The 20,109-nt window shown below is 60.5% G+C and carries 21 protein-coding genes; 13 read left to right on the forward strand and 8 right to left on the reverse strand.

Annotated elements, in window-relative coordinates; all coding sequences use genetic code 11:
- Window positions 1-81 precede the first annotated feature (81 nt).
- The 7 genes from cobF (at window position 82) to cobM (ending at window position 6,235) form a co-directional block, all read left to right on the forward strand.
- The gene (gene cobF, locus V6617_RS12135) at window positions 82-831 is read left to right on the forward strand and encodes a precorrin-6A synthase (deacetylating) (protein ID WP_338607221.1); all 750 of its coding nucleotides are present in this window, start codon (window positions 82-84) and stop codon (window positions 829-831) included.
- A 64-nt stretch (window positions 832-895) separates the two neighbouring features.
- Window positions 896-2,155 (forward strand): hypothetical protein, encoded by a 1,260-nt coding sequence (locus V6617_RS12140; RefSeq protein ID WP_338607222.1) that lies wholly within the window; start codon window positions 896-898, stop codon window positions 2,153-2,155.
- The gene (locus V6617_RS12145) at window positions 2,155-2,787 is read left to right on the forward strand and encodes a precorrin-8X methylmutase (protein ID WP_338607223.1); all 633 of its coding nucleotides are present in this window, start codon (window positions 2,155-2,157) and stop codon (window positions 2,785-2,787) included. The genes V6617_RS12140 and V6617_RS12145 overlap by 1 nt, the downstream gene beginning before the upstream one ends.
- The gene (locus V6617_RS12150; protein ID WP_264224868.1) at window positions 2,784-3,518 is read left to right on the forward strand and encodes a precorrin-2 C(20)-methyltransferase; all 735 of its coding nucleotides are present in this window, start codon (window positions 2,784-2,786) and stop codon (window positions 3,516-3,518) included. The genes V6617_RS12145 and V6617_RS12150 overlap by 4 nt, the downstream gene beginning before the upstream one ends.
- Complete coding sequence (cobJ, locus tag V6617_RS12155) at window positions 3,515-4,276, forward strand: precorrin-3B C(17)-methyltransferase (RefSeq protein WP_338607224.1); 762 nt, start codon at window positions 3,515-3,517, stop codon at window positions 4,274-4,276. Before V6617_RS12150 ends, cobJ begins: the two co-directional genes overlap by 4 nt.
- A complete protein-coding gene (cbiE, locus tag V6617_RS12160) occupies window positions 4,269-5,480 on the forward strand; it encodes a precorrin-6y C5,15-methyltransferase (decarboxylating) subunit CbiE (RefSeq protein ID WP_338607225.1) in 1,212 nt (403 codons plus the stop codon). Before cobJ ends, cbiE begins: the two co-directional genes overlap by 8 nt.
- Entirely contained in the window at window positions 5,477-6,235 is a 759-nt protein-coding gene (gene cobM / locus V6617_RS12165) for a precorrin-4 C(11)-methyltransferase (RefSeq protein ID WP_338607226.1), read from the forward strand. The genes cbiE and cobM overlap by 4 nt, the downstream gene beginning before the upstream one ends.
- Here cobM and V6617_RS12170 read toward each other — a convergent pair.
- The 7 genes from V6617_RS12170 to V6617_RS12200 all read right to left on the reverse strand — a co-directional run bounded on the left by V6617_RS12170 (window position 6,219) and on the right by V6617_RS12200 (window position 12,380).
- Window positions 6,219-7,940, reverse strand: coding sequence for a SulP family inorganic anion transporter (locus tag V6617_RS12170; RefSeq protein ID WP_338607227.1), 1,722 nt, complete (start codon window positions 7,938-7,940; stop codon window positions 6,219-6,221). The two genes, cobM and V6617_RS12170, sit on opposite strands and share 17 nt — an antisense overlap.
- Window positions 7,941-7,945: 5 nt before the next feature.
- A complete protein-coding gene (locus tag V6617_RS12175; protein WP_338607228.1) occupies window positions 7,946-8,272 on the reverse strand; it encodes a TIGR01244 family sulfur transferase in 327 nt (108 codons plus the stop codon).
- A gap of 5 nt (window positions 8,273-8,277) precedes the next feature.
- Window positions 8,278-8,721: a YeeE/YedE family protein gene (locus V6617_RS12180; RefSeq protein ID WP_338607229.1), complete on the reverse strand. Its 444-nt coding sequence runs from the start codon at window positions 8,719-8,721 to the stop codon at window positions 8,278-8,280.
- Entirely contained in the window at window positions 8,721-9,149 is a 429-nt protein-coding gene (locus V6617_RS12185) for a YeeE/YedE family protein (protein WP_338607230.1), read from the reverse strand. Before V6617_RS12185 ends, V6617_RS12180 begins: the two co-directional genes overlap by 1 nt.
- Window positions 9,150-9,188: 39 nt before the next feature.
- Window positions 9,189-9,527, reverse strand: coding sequence for a metalloregulator ArsR/SmtB family transcription factor (locus V6617_RS12190; protein WP_338607231.1), 339 nt, complete (start codon window positions 9,525-9,527; stop codon window positions 9,189-9,191).
- The gene (locus V6617_RS12195) at window positions 9,521-10,399 is read right to left on the reverse strand and encodes an MBL fold metallo-hydrolase (RefSeq protein WP_338607232.1); all 879 of its coding nucleotides are present in this window, start codon (window positions 10,397-10,399) and stop codon (window positions 9,521-9,523) included. The genes V6617_RS12190 and V6617_RS12195 overlap by 7 nt, the downstream gene beginning before the upstream one ends.
- 106 nt (window positions 10,400-10,505) lie before the next feature.
- Window positions 10,506-12,380 carry a diguanylate cyclase gene (locus tag V6617_RS12200; RefSeq protein WP_338607233.1) on the reverse strand — a complete coding sequence of 625 codons (1,875 nt, stop codon included), beginning with the start codon at window positions 12,378-12,380 and terminating at the stop codon, window positions 10,506-10,508.
- 170 nt (window positions 12,381-12,550) lie between these two features.
- Here V6617_RS12200 and V6617_RS12205 point away from each other — a divergent pair, with 170 nt between their 5' ends.
- From V6617_RS12205 to V6617_RS12215, 3 genes are all read left to right on the forward strand, one after another.
- Window positions 12,551-13,273 carry a phosphatase PAP2 family protein gene (locus V6617_RS12205; RefSeq protein ID WP_338607234.1) on the forward strand — a complete coding sequence of 241 codons (723 nt, stop codon included), beginning with the start codon at window positions 12,551-12,553 and terminating at the stop codon, window positions 13,271-13,273.
- Between the two features lie 133 nt (window positions 13,274-13,406).
- The gene (locus tag V6617_RS12210; RefSeq protein WP_338607235.1) at window positions 13,407-13,976 is read left to right on the forward strand and encodes a TRAP transporter small permease subunit; all 570 of its coding nucleotides are present in this window, start codon (window positions 13,407-13,409) and stop codon (window positions 13,974-13,976) included.
- The gene (locus V6617_RS12215; RefSeq protein WP_338607236.1) at window positions 13,969-15,354 is read left to right on the forward strand and encodes a TRAP transporter large permease subunit; all 1,386 of its coding nucleotides are present in this window, start codon (window positions 13,969-13,971) and stop codon (window positions 15,352-15,354) included. The genes V6617_RS12210 and V6617_RS12215 overlap by 8 nt, the downstream gene beginning before the upstream one ends.
- 144 nt (window positions 15,355-15,498) lie before the next feature.
- Here V6617_RS12215 and V6617_RS12220 read toward each other — a convergent pair whose 3' ends face one another.
- On the reverse strand, window positions 15,499-16,602 hold the full coding sequence (locus V6617_RS12220) for a TRAP transporter substrate-binding protein (RefSeq protein ID WP_338607237.1): 1,104 nt from the start codon (window positions 16,600-16,602) through the stop codon (window positions 15,499-15,501).
- A 271-nt stretch (window positions 16,603-16,873) separates the two neighbouring features.
- Between V6617_RS12220 and V6617_RS12225 the strand changes: the two genes are divergently transcribed.
- From V6617_RS12225 to V6617_RS12235, 3 genes are all read left to right on the forward strand, one after another.
- Window positions 16,874-18,250, forward strand: a complete 1,377-nt coding sequence (locus V6617_RS12225) for a cache domain-containing protein (protein ID WP_338607238.1) — start codon at window positions 16,874-16,876, stop codon at window positions 18,248-18,250.
- Window positions 18,247-18,888: a response regulator transcription factor gene (locus V6617_RS12230; protein ID WP_338607239.1), complete on the forward strand. Its 642-nt coding sequence runs from the start codon at window positions 18,247-18,249 to the stop codon at window positions 18,886-18,888. Before V6617_RS12225 ends, V6617_RS12230 begins: the two co-directional genes overlap by 4 nt.
- Before the next feature lie 96 nt (window positions 18,889-18,984).
- Window positions 18,985-20,109: a microcin C ABC transporter permease YejB gene (locus V6617_RS12235; RefSeq protein ID WP_338607240.1), complete on the forward strand. Its 1,125-nt coding sequence runs from the start codon at window positions 18,985-18,987 to the stop codon at window positions 20,107-20,109.

The raw sequence follows: 20,109 nt of genomic DNA on the forward strand, positions 1-20,109 counted from the left end.
TGGAGGTTCCGGACACAAGTCCTCACCCGGAAAATTTTCAGAGTCTTTTCCGGCGGGCAATCTCATGGTCTATAGCGCGCCATGAAAAAACTCTTCGTTATCGGCATTGGCACTGGCAATCCCGAGCATCTGAGCATGCAGGCCATCGCAGCGCTCAATCGGACAGATGTGATCTTTATTCCTACCAAGGGCGAAGAGAAATCGGCGCTGGCCGCGATCCGCACAACCATCTGCGAACGCTACATCTCGCGCCCTTACGAACTTGTCGAATACCCCATTTCAGCCCGCAACGAGGCCATCGGCGATTACACCCAACGGGTGCTCGACTGGCACGATCTGATCGCCCAAAGCTATATCGAAATGTTCGCCAAAGCCCCCGAAGACGCCACCGGCGCCCTCCTGGTCTGGGGCGATCCCGGCCTGTACGACAGCACGCTGCGCATCCTGGAATTGGTCAAGGCAAAGTCCGATCTCGCCTTTACCATCGAGGTCATCCCCGGCATCACGGCAATTGCCGCGCTGACCGCGGCTTTTACCATCCCCCTCAACACCATCGGCAACCCGGTGACCATCACCACGGGGCGCAAGCTCGCGGCGGGCTGGCCCGAGGGGTCCGATACGGTCGTTGTTATGCTCGACGGCAACAAGACCTATGCCAGCATCGACCCGAGCGACCTTCATATCTATTGGGCCGCCTATGCCGGGATGGACGACCAGCTCCTCATCGAAGGCCCGCTTCTTGACGTTCGCGACCAGATTTCGGCGGCCCGCGATGCCGCCCGCGCCCGGCACGGCTGGATCATGGACATCTATTTGCTGCGGCGGACCTGACAGGGCCGCCGCAAAGTCCCGCCAACCCCTATCTCGCCCCGCCTGCGCTTGCTATGAGACGCACATGACAGCATCTCCAGCACCGCGCGGCGCCTGCCCGACCCTAGAAAACCCCATGGCGGTGGCCGATGGCCTGCTCGCCCGCTTTCGCCCTGAAACAGGGCTTTCGCCCGACCAGCTCACGGCGCTGGCCGACGCGGCGGACACGCATGGCAACGGGCTGATCGAGGTCACGGCGCGAGGCAATCTGCAGGTGCGCGGGCTTTCCGAATCGTCGGCCGCTCCCTTTCGCGACGCGCTTGCCAATGCCGGTATCGCCGCCCAGCCCGCGCCTGCCATCGAAATCTCCCCGCTGGCCGGCGACGATCCCAAGGCCATGGCCGATCCACGCCCGCTGGCCCGCGCCCTGCGCGCCGTCTGCAACGATGCGCTCGCCCACGGCTCGCTTTCGCCAAAGCTTTCCATCGTGCTTGTCACCGGCGGACAGGTCCTGCTCGATGGCCTCAAAGCCGATATCCGGCTCATCGCCCGCCCCGATGGCTGGGCGCTCGAATTGGGCACCGACACGCTGGGCGAACTCAACGAAGCCGATATCCCCACAGCCGTGGCGGTCATACTTGAGGCGCTTCAGGCCGAAGGCCCGCGAGCCCGCGCCAGCGATCTTGCCGCTCCCCCGATTGCCGCGAAAATCGAAAACCTGCGCCCGCTCACCCATTCCAGCGTCCGTCCATCGAGCTACATGGTCGGCCCCCTGAGCCTTTCGGACCATGCCCCGGCCCTGCGCGTCGGCTTGCCCTTTGGCCAGGTGCGCGCGCGCCAGGTTCGCGATCTGGCCCAGATCATGGCCGAACAGGGCGTGGCGGAAGCGCGCACGGCGCCGGACCGCTCGCTCGTTCTTGTCGGGTTCGATACCTCGACCCTGCGGGCCCTCGCTCCGGCCCTTGCCCGTGTGGGCTACTGGACCCGACCCGATGCAACCGGGGTGAAACTCTCGATCTGCTCGGGCGCCGAAGATACCGACGCGGGCGTCATTCAGGCTGCCGAACTGGCGCAGGGATTTTATTCCGCCGCACCTGAACTGATCGACGGATCGTTCCACATTCACGTTTCCACCTGTGCCAAAGGCTGTCCCCATGCGGGCCGTCCGGGCATTGTGCTCGATGGCAGCCAATTGACGCTTTACCGCGCACCCGACGCCAAACCGCTTGCAACGCTCGATCCTGCCGCTATTGAAACCGGCATCGTTTCTTTGGCCGATCGAATCCGCGATACTCGCCAGCCCGGCGAGACGACGCTTTCGGTTCTTGGCCGGCTGGGGCAGTAATGACGCAATATGACTATATCCGCGATGGGCAGGAGATCTACCGCCAGTCCTTCGCCACCATCCGCGCCGAAGCCGACCTTTCGCGCTTCTCGCCCGCCGAGGCCGAACTCGCCGTTCGCATGATTCACGCCTGCGGCATGGTCGAGGCCGCCAACCATTTCCATTTCGCCCCCGGCTTCGTCGAAGCGGCGCGCGGCGCGCTCGAACGCGGCAAGCCCATTTTCACCGATGCCGAAATGGTGGCGCGCGGCGTCACCCGCGCTCGCCTGCCGGCGGACAATGAAGTGATCTGCGAGATCAACAATATCGAGACGCCGTTTCTGGCGCAGGACCACGGCAACACCCGCTCCGCCGCCGCCATCCACATCTGGCTGCCGCGCCTTGAAGGCGCCGTGGTCGCCATCGGCAATGCGCCGACGGCCCTGTTCCATCTGCTCGAACTGCTGCGCGACGGCGCGCCAAAACCCGCCGCCATCATCGGCATGCCGGTCGGTTTCGTGGGCGCGGCAGAGTCAAAACAGGCACTTAAAGACAATTCTTACGGTGTTCCTTTCGCCATCGTCGAAGGCCGTCTTGGCGGAAGCGCCATGACCGCCGCCGCGCTCAATGCGCTTGCGAGGCCCGGCATATGAGCCAGACACAAGGCAGACTGATCGGGGTGGGCACCGGGCCGGGCGATCCCGAGCTTTTAACGCTCAAGGCCGTGCGCGCCATTCTCGATGCCGATGTCGTGGCCCATTTCCTCAAGCGCGGCCGCCCCGGCAATGCCCGCGCCATCGTCGCGCCCCACTGGCCGGAAAACGCCATCGAATTGCCGCTGGAATATCCGGTCACCACCGAAGTGCATCGGCACGATCAAAGCTACAAGAGCCAGATCGCTGCGTTCTTTGACGATGCGGCGCTGCACATCGCCCACCATCTCGATCAGGGCAAGACAGTCGCCGTGCTCTCGGAAGGCGATCCGTTCTTTTACGGCTCCTACATGCACATCCATGTGCGCCTTGCCCCCGCCTACCCCACAGAGGTGATCGCGGGCGTCACCTCGCTTTCCGGTTGCTGGTCGCAGGCGGGCGTGCCGCTCATGCAGGGCGACGATATTTTCACCGTGCTGCCCGGAACGCTCGATCTTACCGACCTTCAAACGCGTCTCGGCTCAACCGATAGTGCCGTCATCATGAAGGTCGGCCGCAATCTGCCCAAAATCCGCGAGGCGCTCAAAGCCGCCGGCAAATTCGACAGCGCCATCTATGTCGAGCGCGGCACCATGGACAACGCAGTCGTCCTGCCGCTTAAGGACCGTGACGATAGCCCCGCCCCCTATTTCAGCCAGATCCTGGTTCCCGGCTGGAAGGCGCGCCCATGAGCGGCACGCTGTACGTCATAGGCACGGGTCCGGGCAGTCCCGAGCAGATCACGCTCGAGGCGCAGGCGGCCATTGCCGCATCGAGCCATTTCTTCGGCTACAAGCCCTATATCGAGCGGCTGAACTTGACGCCCGATCAGGTCGCCGTGCCCTCGGACAACCGCGAGGAACTCGACCGCGCCCGCGCAGCGCTTGCGCTGGCCACGGAGGGAAACACGGTCGCCATGATTTCGGGCGGCGATCCGGGGGTCTTTGCAATGGCCGCCGCGGTCTGCGAGGCAATCGACACAGGCGCACCCGAGTGGCGTGGCATCGAACTTATCATCGTCCCCGGCGTCACCGCCATGCTGGCAACAGCGGCCCGGATCGGCGCCCCGTTGGGCAATGATTTTTGTGCCATTTCGCTTTCGGACAATCTCAAGCCGTGGGCGATCATCGAAAAGCGCATCCGCGCCGCCGCCGGCGCCGGTTTTGCTATCGCATTTTACAACCCCATCTCGAAATCGCGGCCCTGGCAACTGGGCAAGGCGCTTGAAATCCTGCGCGAAGTTCTGCCCTCTGAAACGGTGGTGTCGATTGGGCGTGGCGTGGGAGTGCACCGAGGGTCCATTGGGCATCAGGCGCTCTCCGAGGTGAAGGCCGAGACCATCGACATGTCGACCTGCCTTATCGTCGGCAATGCCCTCACACGGGTGATCGAACGCCCCGAAAAGCCCGATCTCATTTACACGCCGCGCTGGGTGCCCGAACATGGCTGACCGCTGGCTCACCATCGTCGGCATAGGAGAAGACGGGCTCGACGGTCTCACCGATCTCACCAAGTCGTTGATTGCCAATGCGGAAGTGGTGTTTGGCGGCGAGCGGCATCTGCGCCTCGTGCGCAACATGAACCTTGCCGAACAGCGCCGCTGGCAGAGCCCGATCGAAACCTCGATCGAAGAAGTCGCCCGGCTGCGCGGCCGCAAACGCGTCTGCGTGCTGGCCAGTGGCGATCCGTTTCATTACGGCATCGGCGCTACTCTGGCCCGCCGCATTCCGGCGGCAGAAATGCTTGTAGTTACAAGCCCTTCCTCGTTCTCCCTCGCCGCCGCCCGCATGGGCTGGCCGCTGCAGGACGTGACCACATTATCTCTGCATGGACGCCCCATCGAGCTCGTTCTGCCGCACCTCCATCCCGGCCGGAAAATCCTCGCCCTGACCTCCGATGAGACCGAACCGGCCCGGATTTCCGCGCTTTTGACCGGGGCCGGGTTTGGCCGCAGCGCGGTGACGGTACTCGACGCCCTTGGCGGCCCGCACGAGAAGGTTCGCACCACGCTCGCGCAATCGTTCGATCTCGAAAACATAAGTCCGCTCAATGTTCTGGCAATAGATATTCTCGCGGACGAAAATGCGCGTATTGTTCCGCTCACGCCCGGCCTGCCCGATTATTGGTTCAGCCATGACGGGCAGATCACCAAGCGCGAGATCCGGGCACTGACCCTTTCCTCCCTTGCGCCGCGTCGTGGCGAAATGTTGTGGGATATAGGGGCGGGTTCGGGTTCGGTCGGCATCGAATGGATGCTGTCGGACCCCTCGCTTTCAGCCATCGCCATTGAGGCCGATCCCGTGCGCGGTTCCCGTATTGTGGACAATGCAGCGCTCATGGGTGTTCCGGGGTTGACAATCAGAGTCGGACGCGCGCCGCAAGTCCTTGAAAAACTTGAACAACCCGATGCAATTTTTATCGGGGGCGGCGGAACCGACGATGGCGTCGTCGATGCCGCGATCGCGGCTCTCAAACCCGGTGGCCGTTTGGTCGCCAACGCAGTAACCTTAGAAATGGAAGCGCTTTTGGCGCTACTTCATCAGCAGATGGGCGGCAGTCTTGCCCGCATCCAGGTCGCCCGCGCCGAACCGCTGGGCACCATGAGCGGCTGGCGCCCCGCCATGCCGGTCACCCAATGGGTGTGGGTCAAATGAGCGTCCATTTCATAGGCGCCGGTCCCGGCGCGGCGGACCTGATCACGGTGCGCGGGCGCGACATCCTAAGCCGTTGTCCGGTCTGCCTTTATGCCGGTTCGATTGTCCCAAAAGACCTGCTCGACTGGTGCCCCAAAGATGCCCGTCTGGTCGATACCGCCCCCCTCTCGCTCGATGAGATCGAGGCCGAATATCTCGCCGCCCACGCCGCCGGTCTCGACGTCGCACGCCTGCATTCGGGCGATCTATCCATGTGGAGCGCCGTCGCCGAACAGATCCGGCGCCTCAGCATCCATTCCATCCCCTACACCCTCACCCCGGGCGTTCCGGCATTTGCCGCGGCAGCGGCGGCGCTGGGCCAGGAACTGACGAAGCCTGCGCTCGCGCAAAGCCTTATTCTGACCCGGGTTTCCGGCCGCGCCTCTGCGATGCCGGAGCGGGAAACGCTTGCCAATTTCGGCGCCAGCGGCGCCACCCTCGCCGTCCATCTGGCCATCCATGCGCTCGATGACATCGTTGCCGAACTTACCCCGCTTTACGGCGCCGATTGCCCGGTTGCCATCGTCGTCTGGGCGAGTTGGGATTCCGAAAGAATTGTCCGGGGCACGCTGGGCGATATTGCAGGCAAGGTTGCCACCGACCCCATAGAGCGGACGGCGATCATCTTCGTTGGCCATACCCTTGCCGCTGAGGGGTTTTCCGACAGCTCGCTCTACGATCCCGCCTATCAGCGCCGGTTCAGGGGACGAGACTGACCGACAACGCGTCCACGGCGTCGTGATGGCTCAGGAAAACCCTGCCGTTGAGATGGTCGAGGAAATCGGAGCGTTTGAGCCGATCCATCACCGGCCCCTTGACCTCGGAAAGGTTGAGGCCAATGCCTTGTTCCTTGAGGCGAATATTGATCGCTTCGAGGCTTTCAAGCGCCGACATGTCGATTGCATTGACCGCCGGACACATCAAGATGACCTGCGTTATGCCCGGTCTGCCGGAAATCTCGCGTGCGATCCGCTCTTCGAGATAGCGCGCATTGGCAAAATAGAGGCTCTCATCGACCCGCAGCGCCAGAATATGCGGATCGGTCCGAACGTCATGGCGGTTGATATTGCGGAAATGCTCGGTTCCCGGTACCCGGCCAACAATCGCCATATGAGGACGCGAACTGCGGTAGAAAAACACCAGCACCGAGGCCGCAACACCAAGGGAGATACCGGTTTCCACTCCGAAGATCAGTGTCCCTGCAAGGGTTGTCGCAACGGCTGCAAAATCGGCTTTTGAATAGCTCCAGGATTTTTTCAGGATCGAGAAATCGACCAGCGCCAGCACCGCCACGACAATCGTCGCAGCTAGCGTCGCCTTGGGCAAGAGTGCCAGAAACGGGGTCAGCAAGAGCGTTGCAAGGGCAATTCCGACAGCGGTGAACATTCCAGCCGCCGGGGTTGCCGCCCCGGCGTCGTGGTTGACCACCGAGCGCGCAAAGCCGCCGGTCACCGGAAATCCCGAACCGAAGGCCGATGCGATATTGGCTGCGCCAAGCCCCACAAGTTCCTGATCGGGATCGATGCGCTCGCGTTTTTTGGCGGCAAGGGTCTGGGCTACCGAAATCGACTCCACGAAACCGACAATTGAAATGATAAAGGCAGGAACGATCAGGGCGCTGACAATATCGAGATCAAGATCGGGAAGCGACAACAAGGGGATGCCCTGCGGCACCTCGCCGACCAGAGCCACCCCTTTTGTACCGAGATCGAAGGCCGCGGAGGCGGCAATGGCCAGCAGTACCACAACCACGGGCGCGGCCCGAACGGCAAGAGTAGCGATTGTCGAAGGCAGACCCACCGAAACCAGCATCCCCTTCATGCCCGTCCGCACCCAGACCAAGGCTGCAAGCGAAGCCGCGCCCACCGCAAATGTATAGGGATTGAACTGTTCAAGATGCCCGGCAAGAGAGGCCAGCAATTCGGGCATGGCATGGCCCGTGCTGGAAATACCAAGCAGACCCCCGACCTGGCTCGTCGCAATGATCAGGCCCGACGCGGTGATGAAGCCGGAGATCACCGGATGAGAGAGGAAATTGGCGATAAAGCCCAAACGGAATAGTCCCATAAGGGTAAGGATGCCGCCAGAGAGCAGAGCGAGCACTATGGCTGCACTGGCATAATCGGCAGTTCCTTCCTGTGCGATGCGCCCGATGGCCGCCGCCGTCATTAGCGAGACGACAGCGACAGGGCCGACGGCCAGCGATGTCGAAGAGCCAAAAACGCCATAGGCCACAAGCGGCAGGATGGAGGCATAGAGCCCGACTTCCGGCGGCAATCCGGCCAGCAGCGCGTAAGCAAGCGATTGTGGGATCAGCATGATCGTAACGATCACAGCAGCCAGAAAATCACGACCGAACTTGTCCCGCGAATACCGCCTGCCCCAATTGAGAATGGGGACGTATCTTTCAACCATGTCCATGCGCCCTATTGGTCGAGCGTGGCGTAAAGACTGCCGGCACGGGCACCCGAGCGGCAATAGCCGAGAACAGGCCCCTCGATATTGGCCATTGCGTCATGAAAGCGGATGATCTGGCCCTCCGTCAGTGGGCCGGATACCGGTACGTGAAAGGCCACAAGTCCTGCGGTTCGCGCGGCGGCCTCGATCTGGGCAAAGCTTGGCTGACCCGGCTCTTCCTCATCGGGACGAGCGCAAACGATGCCTACAAACCCCATATCCTTGAGCGCTTCGATGTCGGCGGGCATAATCTGGCCCGTGATTGAAAAACGGTCGTCTATCTTCTTGATGTTCATGGAAATTACCTCGCGGTCTGGGGTTCACGGTTGGTCAGAAACTGGCGCGCGCTGCGCGCCAGCACGATGCCGCCAATCATCGCGGCAACGAAAATGAAGGCGTCGGGCTCTCCGAGGCCAAGCGCCGGAATCGAGCCTCCGGGACAAAACCCCGTAATTCCCCAGCCAATGCCGAAGATCGCCGAGCCGGCCACCAGTGGCAGGTCGATCTCCCTTGACGTCGGCAGATGGAAGGTCTTGTCAAAGACTGGCGCGGGTCGCTTGAGGACGAAGAAGTATCCGATGGCGGTCACGGCCAGAGCGCCACCCATGACCAGAGCCAGGGACGGATCCCAACTACCGGCAAAGTCGAAGAAATTGAGAACCTTGGCTGGGTTGGCCATGCCCGAAACCGCGATCCCGGAGCCAAAGATCAGCCCGATAAGGCCGGCAAAAACAATCCTGCGCATCACAGACCTCCGAGTATGTGGCGAATGACAAATACCGTCGCGGCGGTTGAGGCCATAAAAACGACGGTGGCCACGATTGAACGTGGCGAGAGACGGGCAATGCCGCAAACGCCGTGCCCCGAGGTGCAGCCAGAGCCGAAATAGACCCCGACGCCTACGATAAGCCCGCCGACAATCAGCCAGGGCGCGGGGACCGGGCTATGGAAACTGACGACATCGCCGAAAATGGCAACGATAGTGATCGGGGCGACAATGGTGCCGCCAAGAAATGCCGCCCGCCAACCCCAATCGGCGCCCATTGGGGGAATGACAGCGGAAAGAATGCCGGTCATGCCCGCAACGCGGCCGTGGAGCGCCATGAGCAGAACGGATGCCAGCCCGATCAGCGCCCCGCCAAACAGCGAGAGCAGTGGAGTGAATTCGGTCATCGAATATACCTTGATAGACTTAGGACAAAGGGAGGAAGATCATTGTGCATCCGGCCCGCAGAACAGGTCGTACATGGTGGACACGATTGCTTTTGCCCTGGGGTCGGCCAGCCGGTAAAAAACGGCCTTGCCGTCCTTGCGGCCCTCGATCATGCCGGCGCTGCGCAGTTCGGCGAGTTGCTGGGAAAGGCCGGGCTGCCGGATATCGAGCAGACCCTCGAGCTCACGCACGCTACGCTCACCCTCGACCAGCGCGCATACAACGAGCAGACGGTCCCGGTTCGCCAGTTTCTTGAGAAATGCGGTCGCTTCGTCGACCCTGCTCTTTATTACCCTCCTCTGGGAGGCGAGCTGTTGTGTCCCGGTTGCGATCACCATGGAGCCCCTCCCAACGCGTCGAGCGGGATCTTGAGATAGCGCCTGCCATTCGATTCAGGTTCGGGCAGCCGCCCGCCATTGGTATTGATCTGCAGGGCGTGCAGGATCAGTTTTGGCATGGGAAGGGTCTTGTCGCGAGCGTCCCGAACCGCCTTGAAAGCATCCATGGACTTGCATTTCGACATGTGAATGTTGGTGGCCTTCTGCTCTGCTACCGTCGATTCCCAGCGCGGTTCACGGCCACCGGGCTGGTAATCGTGGCCAGTAAAAACGCGGGTCTCTTCGGGCAGGGCCAGAATGGCCTGGATCGAATTCCAGAGCGCTTGCGAACTTCCGCCAGGAAAATCGGCCCGGGCCGTGCCACTATCGGGCATGAACAGCGTATCGTGAACAAAAGCGGCATCGCCGATCACATAGGTGATGGACGCCAATGTGTGTCCCGGTGAAAACATCACCCTTGCCGAAATGTTGCCGACAGTGAACTCTTCGCCATCGGCGAACAGCTTGTCCCACTGACTACCGTCGGCCCTGAAATCGGGCCAGTTATAGATACCCTTCCAGAGCTTCTGGACATCGACGACCTTTTCGCCAATTGCGGTTTTTACGCCAGTTTTTTCCTTGAGGTACTGGGCCGCAGAGAAATGATCGGCATGGGGGTGGGTGTCCAGTATCCATTCGAGCTCGTACCCCTTGCCCTCGATGAAGGCGAGCAATTTGTCGGCCTGAACGGTGCCTGTGCAGCCGGATTTTTCATCGTAGTCGAGAACCGGATCTATAATGGCGCACTTCCCGGTTTCCGGGTCGGCGACCACATACTGGATAGAAAATGTGCGCGGTTCAAAAAATCCGGTGACTTCGGGTCTTGCAGACATAGGCAGGTTTTCCTGGACGGTCAGATATCAACTGCCTCCCTAGATAATAATGATTGCATTTTCTTGCAAGCAAAAACCTGAAACTTAACGTTTCGGTCCGGTTCGTCTATTCAGCTGCCGCCGCCATCACCTTGTTGCGCCCCGCTGCCTTGGCCGAGTAAAGGGCGCCATCGGCACGGCGAACCAGGCCCTCGGGTGTCGTTGGCCCTTTTGACAGATCGTATTCCGCCACACCGAGGCTGGCAGTAACCGCACCGCCTGGATCGTCGGCACTCGCCTCAGCAATCGCATTGCGAATGCGCTCAGCCACAGCCCGGGCGCCGGTCAGATCGGTATCAGGCAGGATGATTGCAAATTCTTCGCCGCCATACCGCGCGGCAAGGTCGGACGGGCGGAGCAGACTGGTCTTTATGGCGTTCGCCACCAAAATGAGGCAGCGATCGCCAGCCTGATGGCCGTACACGTCGTTGAAATGCTTGAAGCGATCCACATCGAGCAAAACAAGGCTGAGCGGCGTCCCGGCGCGTCCGCACCGCGCCATGTCACGCTCCAGCACCTCATCGAACACCCGCCGATTGGCGAGCCCGGTCAGTGGGTCAGTCGATGCCTGCCGGGACAGATCGGCATTGGCTTCGAGGAGAGCGCGTTCTGCCAGTTTGAGATCCGTCACATCGGTAACAATGACAACTGCGGAATCATTGCTGGCTGGCTGGTTGCGCAGTTGAAGATAGGTGCCATTGAACAGTTCGACGGTCACCACATTGGGCACGCGAAGCAGGCTGCCGACCCGTTCGGCCCAACCCTCGATATCGTCTTCGGGAATACCGAGCTGTTCGCCTGCGCGTGCGCATTCGAGCAGGATTTCGTTGATGTGCCTGCCCGGCACGCGTGCATGCGCCGACCGCGGAAACGCGTCCCGATACTGGTCGTTGCAAAAGACGAGATACCCGTTGCGATCAAACAGCGCGAGGCCGTCGCTCATTTCGGACATGGCCAGCGAGAGACGGTCGCGGCTTTCGGTCAGTTCGCGTTCGAGTTTTTTAACAGCCGTTGTATCGACGGTCATCCCCGCCAGCCCGACAATCCGGCCATCCTTGCCGGTCAGGGGGACCTTCGAGGTTTTGTACCAGCGCCACTGCCCGGAGTTGTCGACCACCTCTTCCTCAAAATCAAGCAGTGCGGTCCGGCTCTCCATGATGGCGCGTTCCTGCTCATGGAGTTCTTCAGCCCGCGCCCGATCGGTAGTATCGAAATCTGACCTGCCGATCATTTCCGCCGGCTCGGAATATCCATGGTGATGGACCACCGCTTCGTTGACCGTGAGAAACCGACCATCGGTGTCCTTGACGTAGAGGAATTCAGGGGCCTGAGCGAGGGCGGCCCGCAGAATGGACCGGTCGTAGCCGGCCCGGCGGGCGGCAAGTATGGTGAACCCCATCATGAGGGTTGCCAAAAGCGTCAGGACCGTACCAGGCACAACAAGATCTCTGGCCTCCTCCAGGCTGACAACCCGTGTCAGCAGGAAAACAACCAGCAGCAAAAGCAGGGCCATGGCGGCGGCCAACAACACGATCCAGAACGGATTGGGCAAAGGAGAGCGCGCCGCTGAACGAACGCCAAGTCCCACAAGAGCGGCGGTACCCAGATGGAAAAAGGCCAGCCCGACCCCTGCCCCGCCTTCCAGCAGTCGGAACGCTCCGGACATGAGAATGGCAATGATGGCCACAACCGGGCCGCTAAAGAACGCACCGACCGCCACAACGCAGGTCCTGAGGTCGTAAACTACGCCCGGCACGATCTCGACGGTCAAAAGCATCGTGGAAACGGCTGCGCTGCCGACCAGAAGTCCGATGCACAGCTTGCGAATGATCCAACGCTGCTTGTCCAGCCAATCGGACGCCAGAGACCAAATGGAGGAAAACAGGGCGACGACCGCCAGGTTGGCAATGAGGGGTTGCCAGATTTCGGACACGCTACGCACAAACCTCTCGGTCGTTGTCGGAGCCCCCGCAGTGATTATGCCCTACCCCGCTCTTCGTGCAACCGGCGTTATACAAATCGTTAAAATACCGGTTTTTACTGTGATCGACCGGAAAAATTCGGTACCGCTGCCACGCCCTTATGGCCATTCAACCGCCCTTCGGAGATTCCATGTTGCCCGGATTTTTCAAGCAGCACTTCTCATCCAGCCGGCTTAAGCGCTTGCGCGATTTCGTTTTCGCCGAGCAGGCGGTATTGATCGCCATCGGCATTGCCGCCGCTCTGGTCTTTGCGTTTCTCGAAGTCGCCGATGAAGTGAGTGATGGAGAAACCCACGAGATCGACATCGCCATTCTCGAGATATTCAGGGTTCCGGGCGACCCCAACCAGATGATCGGGTCATTCCAGTTTCAGGAGGCCGTGCGCGATATCACTGCACTCGGCAGCTTCTCGGTTCTGACGATCGTCGTTTCCAGCGTCGTGATCTATCTGCTGCTCACACGCCGTGCGGCTGCGGCGGTCCTCGTTGCCGGCGCGGTCATCAGCGGCGCGTTGCTTTCCGATCTGCTCAAGGAATTTTTCGACCGGCCCAGGCCAGAATTCTCGGCGGTGGCGGGGGAATTGTCGGCCAGTTTTCCCAGCGGGCACTCGATGATCTCCGCCGTAACCTATCTCACGCTCGGCGCGCTGCTGGCGCGATTATCGGAGCGATGGCGGGAAAAGATATTCTTTTACGGCGTCGCCATCGTTCTGACGATACTGGTCGGCACCTCCCGTGTCCTTCTGGGCGTTCACTACCCGAGCGACGTTGTCGCCGGTTGGGCGCTGGGGGCAGCATGGGCCCTCGCAGCAACCGCTCTCGCCTCCCTGCTTCGCCGCCGGGGTGTCGTCTGACCTTGCTACCCAGTTTTACGGGCAAAAGTACCGTTTTTGCGAATCCGGTTCGGCGATTGCTTGCTGTTTGCCTGCACGCGAACTAGCGGTACTATCGATAAAAACAAAACCCTTCCGTGGGAGGAGGAGCGAAATGCGCGCGCTCGCTTTAGCTGTTCAGGCCATTGGTGGCTTGAACCGGCTCGTCGGCACCGTCGTTTCATGGCTGGCGGTTGGCGTTGTCGCCATCTGTTTTGCGGTGGTTGTCCAGCGATACATTTTCAACACGACCTTTCTGTGGATGCAGGACCTTTATGTCTGGCTGAGCGGTGCGATGTTCACGGCGATTGCCGGGTTCGCACTGTTCCGTGACGATCACGTCAGGGTGGATATCTTCTACCGGCCGGCCTCGACCAAACGGAAGGCCCTGCTCGACATCGTCGGTGTCGTCATCTTCCTGCTTCCGTTCATGTACGTCGTCTGGAACTGGGGCTGGATCTATGTGATGCGCTCCTGGAGCTTTTTCGAGGCATCCCAGAACATCGGTGGTATGCCGGGACTGTTTGTTCTCAAGACTTTCATTCTGGTTTTTGCCGCTCTGGTCGGTTTGCAAGGAGTAGCGATGGTCGCGCGCGCCATCCTGGTGCTCGCCGACAAGGAAGACCTGCTTCCTCCGCTGTACCGCTACAAGGTCGAGACCGACGAGGAGACGCCAGTTGTCTAGCATTCTGATTGGTGAGGTTCTCGCGGGCCTCCTCTTTTTCGGCGTCATCGGCTTTCTGCTGCTGGGCTTTCCAGTGGCCTTCACGCTGGCGGGCACATCGCTGATCTTTGGCGTGATCGGGTATTTCTTCGGCGTGTTCGACTTCTCGAACATGGGTAACCTCATGGGCCGTTATATCGGCTACATGACCAATGAAGTGCTGGTGGCGGTACCGCTGTTTATCTTCATGGGCGTGATGCTTGAGAAGTCCAAGATTGCCGAGCAGCTACTGCTGACCATGGGCAAGCTGTTTGGCCGTCTTCGCGGCGGGCTCGGCATTTCGGTCATTGTCGTGGGCGCATTGCTGGCGGCCTCCACCGGTGTCGTGGGGGCAACAGTGGTCACCATGGGGCTCATATCGCTGCCGGCCATGCTTCGGGCGAAATATGACCCCAAGCTTGCTTCGGGTGTGATCTGCGCGTCCGGCACGCTGGGACAGATCATTCCGCCCTCGACGGTATTGATCTTCATGGGCGACATGCTCTCATCGATCAATGCGCAGGTGCAGATGGAGCAGGGCAACTTTGCGCCCGTGCCCGTAACCGTGGGCGACCTCTTCGCCGGCGCGTTCATTCCCGGCCTGATGCTGGTCGGGCTCTACATCTGCTTTATGATCTACAAGGCAATCACCGAACCGGAAAGTTGCCCGGCAACTCCCATGACCGAGGAAGACCGCAAGGGCATCGTCAAGGATGTGGTCGTTGCGCTGGTCCCGCCCCTGCTTCTCATTCTTCTGGTGCTCGGCTCCATCCTCACCGGCATAGCCACGCCGACCGAGGCAGGCTCGGTGGGGGCTGTGGGCGCAACGATTCTGGCTGCGTTGCGCTGGCGGCTTTCATTCAGGGTTTTGCGCGATGCCGCCATGGCTACGGCAACAATCACCTCGATGATCTTCATTATCCTGTTTGGCGCTTCAGTCTTCTCCATCGTGTTCCGCGTCATGGGCGGCGACAATCTTGTGCACGAGTTCCTGGCCAATCTTCCGGGCGGAGCCATCGGGGCGATGATCGTTGTCATGCTTATCATGTTCGTGCTCGGGTTCATTCTCGACACGTTCGAGATCATCTTCATCATCATACCGATCACTGCGCCGATCCTTCTGGCGCTCGGCATAGATCCGATCTGGCTCGGTGTGATGGTGGGCGTGAACCTGCAGACCAGCTTCATGACGCCGCCTTTCGGGTTCTCTCTATTCTACTTGCGGGGGGTCGCGCCAAGCAGGGTGACGACCGGCATGATCTATCGCGGTGCACTTCCCTTCGTGGGGCTGCAAATTTTGGCGATAGCCTTGCTGTTCATTTTCCCGCAGTTGATTACATGGTTGCCGTCAGTCAACTGATTGGGGCGAACCGATCGAGTCCAAGGGCCCGTCGACACAGTCGGCGGGCCCTTCGTTTTGGCAGCATCCGCATCTCTGGAGCGCGCCGACAAAAAAGGGTCCGAACCGAGGTCCGGACCCTGATGCTTGAGGCTATAGAGGGGATCAGTCGAGCGTAAAATACTGCTCGCGGGCCCGCAGGAAGAGCGAGTCGGTGCCGTCGGTCTTCTGGCGGACGATGTTGAAGGCCTCGACATAGCTTTCTGCAACGCGCTTGGTGAGCTCGTCGCCATTGTCACGGATGTCGGTAAGGATCTCCTTGGCCGCGACAGCGCCGGCTTCCATGATTTCCTCAGGGAACTGGCGCACCGTAACGCCGTGGTCGTTGACCAGCGTCTGAAGGGCGCGCGGGTCGTTGGCGGCGAAGTCGGATGCGACTTCGTCATATTCGGCCTGACAGACGAACTTGACGAGTTCCTGCAGATCCTGCGGCAGTTCCTGATACTTGGCCTTGTCGACCACCAGCTCGGTCGCCAGTCCCGGCTCGATAAAGCTGGGGAAGTAATAGTTCTTGGCGATCTGGTAGAAGCCAAGCGCAAGATCGTTATAGGGGCCAACGAATTCGGCCGCATCGAGCGTACCGTTCTGCAGTGCGGCGAAGATGTCGCCGGCAGCCAGATTGGTAACCGAGGCGCCAAGCTTTTCCCAGACCTGGCCACCGAGGCCGGGAGTGCGGAAACGCAGCCCCTGGACGTCGGCGACGCCGGTCAACTCGTTGCGGAACCAGCCGCCGGCCTGTGTACCGGTGTCACCCGAGAGAAAGCCCTGAACGCCGAACTGGTCGTAGATGTCGTCCCAGATTTCCTGGCCGCCCATGTGGCGAACCCATGCGGCGAGTTCGCGGTTGGTCATGCCGTAGGGAACGCCAGTGAAAAACGACAGGCCCTGGCTCTTGTTCTGCCAGTAGTAGGCGGCGCCGTGGCTCATCTCCGCCGAACCGTCGATGACGGCATCGAGCGCCTGAAGACCCGGAACCATTTCACCAGCAGCAAAGACCTGAATCGACAGACGCCCACCCGAAGCGGCGGTGATCCGATCGGCGAGGCGCTGCGCGCCAACGCCCAGGCCAGGGAAATTTTTGGGCCAGGTGGTGACCATACGCCAGGTGATATTGCCTTGAGCGATGGCCGGCGCAGCCAGCGTTGTGGCTGCCGCTGCGACACCTGCGGTCGCCGCGCCGGCCTTCTTGAAGAAGTCGCGTCTTTCCATAAAATCCTCCCAATGGTGCATTTTGCACCGGATAGAAACGGTTAAAAGGCTGCACTTCGAGAGCTGCCACCGTTTTTTCGAGCGCATCTTCGAAGCGCAGGGCAAAAAAGACTGCATTTGCCTGCCTCCGTCGAGGGCCCGGTTCCTCAGGGTACCTGCTTTATTCACAAAGGCTACCCAGTTTTACGCAGTAGATGATAATGGACGCGCGCGCTATCGGCTACAATCGCCCGTGGCCGGCCAACGATCCGGTTGGAGGAGAGTTTTACCAATGCAGTTCAGGCACCAGATTCTGGCGCTCGCCATCGTTCCGCTGATCCTTGCCATCGTTGCCATAACCTGGCTGGTGACATGGCAGTCGGCCAGCCTGGCGCGCGCGAGCATTGATACGTTCGAGCGCAATATGGTCCAGGCCAAACAGGACGAGCTGCTTAACCTGACCAACATGGCATTGTCGGCAATCGATGGCATTTATCACGACGCGGAGCCGGACGATGAAGCGGCAAAGTCCCAGGTCAAGGCCATCCTCAACGCGCTCGATTACGGCGAGGACGGATACTTTTTCGTTTATGACTATGACGGCGTAAATATCGTTCACCCCAGGCAGACATACCGGCCCGGCCAGAACTGGCTGAACCTGACCGACCCCAATGGCGATCGGGTGATCTACAATCTGATCGAAAAGGCCAAGGAGGGCGGAGGGCTCCATTCCTATCTGTGGGAAAAACCGTCGGCCGGAACCATTGCCGAGAAGGTCTCTTTTGCCGTTGGCCTGGATAAATGGGAATGGATGCTGGGCACCGGCGTCTATCTCGACGATGTCTTCGCCCAGACCGCCGCCGCCCACGAAGACCTCCGCAACACGATCAATTCAACCTTCTTTACGATCGTCCTTATCGCGGTCCCTGCGGTGCTGCTGGTGTTCGGGAGCTGGATGGTGCTCAACCTCCACGAACGCAGGTTGGCGGACAGCAAGCTCAAGGAATTGACCCAGCGCGTCATCGATACGCAGGAAGAGGAGCGCACCCGCATCGCGCGCGAGCTTCATGACGGCATCTCGCAAATCCTGATCGGTGTGCGCTACGCCATCGACCTGGCGAGGCGAAAGGTGGAGAATGGCGCCGACGGTGCCTCGGACGCCATCGGCAAGGGCGCCGATGCGCTCAACGGGGCGATCAAGGAAGTACGGCGTCTCAGTCACGATCTGCGTCCAGGCGCCCTCGACGATCTGGGGCTTTCAGCGGCGCTCGAGGCTCTGACACACAATTTCGCCGAGCGCACGGGGATCAAGGTCACGCTCGAGGCTGTTGCGTTCAAGAACATGCTTCTGCCCGAGGCCCGTACAGCACTTTATCGTGTGGCCCAGGAGGCGCTGAACAATATCGACCGCCATGCCAACGCCAGCGAAGTCACGCTCGCCCTGTCGAGCCCTCACGGTCGTGTCCAGATGGTCATTGTCGACAACGGCAAGGGCTTTTCGCGCGATACGGGCACAAAACGCGGATTGGGCCTGCGCAACATGGCGGAGCGCATGGCGCATTTCGGCGGCACAATGCTGGTAGAACCCTCCCCCAACGGCACGACGCTCAGGGCCACTCTTCCCAAATCCGTGTTCATCCGCCAGTCAAAGCTTGCCGAGGTCGCATGAGCGTTCCCAAACCCATCAAGGTCCTCCTCGTCGACAATCACCCCCTGGTGCTCGACGGGCTCAAGGCCATTCTGGAAACTTACGACCATATCGACGTGGTGGGCGCTGCGCTCAGTGCACGCGCCGCCCTCGACATCGCTCGCAAGGACGAACCGGACGTGGTTCTCATGGACATCAACATGCCCGAGCTCAACGGTCTGGACGCGATAGAGTTGTTCAAGGAACAATCCGCGGCGACCAAATTGTTGATGCTTTCGATGCATGACAGCCGCGAGTACATCTCGACATCGGTGATGTATGGCGCCTCGGGCTACATCCTCAAGGACGTTTCGACCGAGGAGATCATCGAAGCCATAGAGACTGTGGCGGCGGGCGGAACGTTTTTTTCTACCGGCGTCTCCGATGTGTTGCTCGAGCGCGGCGACAAAGCCCAAAAGAGCAAGGCGCTGACGACTCGCGAACAGGCGATCCTGCTGCTGATTGCGGCGGGAAAATCCAACAAGGACGTGGCGGCAACCCTCGATATTTCTGCCCGGACGGTCGAAACGCACCGCAAGAACATCAAGAAAAAGCTCGGCATTGCCACCACCGCCGGGCTGACGCGCTACGCCATCGAGAATGGGCTCGTGGGAGGATAACCGCGAAGTCGTGACCGCACCCGGCACACAAAGCACTTGGCCATCGGTAACAAAACCGACATGGTCGGGCATCTGACTCGCTGACCTGGACCGCCTATGGCCGCCTATATCCTGCGACGCCTGCTTTTGATGATACCGACGGTATTCGGGATCATGGTGGTGTCGTTTCTCGTCATCCAGTTTGCACCGGGCGGGCCGGTGGAACAGGCGATTGCGCAATACTCGGGAACTGACGTTTCCGCACTGTCGCGCATTACCGGAACGGCGCAGGGCGATTTTTCCGGTCAGAGTGGTCTCGACAACAGCGCGGCCAGCAGTTCGGACAGTGAGCCGCAAGGCGTATATCGCGGCGCACGCGGCCTTCCGCCGGACTTCATTGCACAACTTGAAGCCCAGTATGGTTTTGACAAGCCGCCGCTCGAGCGGTTCTTTTCGATGATCTGGGATTTTCTGCGGTTCGATTTCGGGGAGTCGTACTACCGGGACATTTCGGTGATCGATCTGGTGGTCGAAAAGATGCCAGTGTCGATTTCGCTCGGGTTCTGGATGATGCTGATTTCGTACGGCATCTCCATACCGCTGGGGATTGCCAAGGCGGTACGGGACGGGTCGCGTTTCGATGTCTGGACCTCGGGCGTGGTCATTATCGGCTACGCCATTCCAGGCTTTTTGTTCGCCATTCTTCTGATCGTACTGTTCGCTGGCGGGAGCTTCTGGTCGCTCTTTCCATTGCGGGGACTGACTTCATCAGGATTTGCATCGATGCCCTGGTATCAGCAGATCCTCGACTATGCCTGGCATCTCGTCCTGCCCATCGCGGCGATGGCCGTGGGGGCCTTTGCGACATCGACCCTGCTGGTCAAGAATTCGTTTCTCGATGAGATCCGCAAGCAATACGTCGTGACAGCCCGTGCCAAGGGTCTGACCGAGAACCGGGTGCTCTATGGCCATGTTTTCCGCAATGCGATGCTGATCGTGATTGCCGGCTTTCCCGGGGCATTCGTGGGCGCGTTCTTTGGCGGGTCGCTGCTGATCGAGACGATCTTCTCGCTCGACGGCCTCGGCCTACTCGGCTTTCAGTCGGTCGTGACGCGTGACTATCCGGTGATCTTTGCCACACTCTACATCTTCTCGCTTGTGGGCCTGGTTCTGGGCCTGATTTCCGATCTCACCTATATGTGGATCGACCCGCGCATCGATTTCGAGTCGCGAGAGGTTTGA

The organism is Pelagibacterium nitratireducens, from assembly GCF_037044555.1.
GTDB lineage: Bacteria > Pseudomonadota > Alphaproteobacteria > Rhizobiales > Devosiaceae > Pelagibacterium > Pelagibacterium nitratireducens.

Excerpts from the sequence above, each read along its gene's own strand:
- cobF (WP_338607221.1), top strand. The coding sequence starts at position 82 with ATGAAAAAACTCTTCGTTATCGGCATTGGCACTGGCAATCCCGAGCAT.
- V6617_RS12140 (WP_338607222.1), top strand. The coding sequence starts at position 896 with ATGACAGCATCTCCAGCACCGCGCGGCGCCTGCCCGACCCTAGAAAAC.
- V6617_RS12145 (WP_338607223.1), top strand. The coding sequence starts at position 2,155 with ATGACGCAATATGACTATATCCGCGATGGGCAGGAGATCTACCGCCAG.
- V6617_RS12150 (WP_264224868.1), top strand. The coding sequence starts at position 2,784 with ATGAGCCAGACACAAGGCAGACTGATCGGGGTGGGCACCGGGCCGGGC.
- cobJ (WP_338607224.1), top strand. The coding sequence starts at position 3,515 with ATGAGCGGCACGCTGTACGTCATAGGCACGGGTCCGGGCAGTCCCGAG.
- cbiE (WP_338607225.1), top strand. The coding sequence starts at position 4,269 with ATGGCTGACCGCTGGCTCACCATCGTCGGCATAGGAGAAGACGGGCTC.
- cobM (WP_338607226.1), top strand. The coding sequence starts at position 5,477 with ATGAGCGTCCATTTCATAGGCGCCGGTCCCGGCGCGGCGGACCTGATC.
- V6617_RS12170 (WP_338607227.1), bottom strand. The coding sequence starts at position 7,940 with ATGGACATGGTTGAAAGATACGTCCCCATTCTCAATTGGGGCAGGCGG.
- V6617_RS12175 (WP_338607228.1), bottom strand. The coding sequence starts at position 8,272 with ATGAACATCAAGAAGATAGACGACCGTTTTTCAATCACGGGCCAGATT.
- V6617_RS12180 (WP_338607229.1), bottom strand. The coding sequence starts at position 8,721 with ATGCGCAGGATTGTTTTTGCCGGCCTTATCGGGCTGATCTTTGGCTCC.
- V6617_RS12185 (WP_338607230.1), bottom strand. The coding sequence starts at position 9,149 with ATGACCGAATTCACTCCACTGCTCTCGCTGTTTGGCGGGGCGCTGATC.
- V6617_RS12190 (WP_338607231.1), bottom strand. The coding sequence starts at position 9,527 with ATGGTGATCGCAACCGGGACACAACAGCTCGCCTCCCAGAGGAGGGTA.
- V6617_RS12195 (WP_338607232.1), bottom strand. The coding sequence starts at position 10,399 with ATGTCTGCAAGACCCGAAGTCACCGGATTTTTTGAACCGCGCACATTT.
- V6617_RS12205 (WP_338607234.1), top strand. The coding sequence starts at position 12,551 with ATGTTGCCCGGATTTTTCAAGCAGCACTTCTCATCCAGCCGGCTTAAG.
- V6617_RS12210 (WP_338607235.1), top strand. The coding sequence starts at position 13,407 with ATGCGCGCGCTCGCTTTAGCTGTTCAGGCCATTGGTGGCTTGAACCGG.
- V6617_RS12220 (WP_338607237.1), bottom strand. The coding sequence starts at position 16,602 with ATGGAAAGACGCGACTTCTTCAAGAAGGCCGGCGCGGCGACCGCAGGT.
- V6617_RS12225 (WP_338607238.1), top strand. The coding sequence starts at position 16,874 with ATGCAGTTCAGGCACCAGATTCTGGCGCTCGCCATCGTTCCGCTGATC.
- V6617_RS12230 (WP_338607239.1), top strand. The coding sequence starts at position 18,247 with ATGAGCGTTCCCAAACCCATCAAGGTCCTCCTCGTCGACAATCACCCC.
- V6617_RS12235 (WP_338607240.1), top strand. The coding sequence starts at position 18,985 with ATGGCCGCCTATATCCTGCGACGCCTGCTTTTGATGATACCGACGGTA.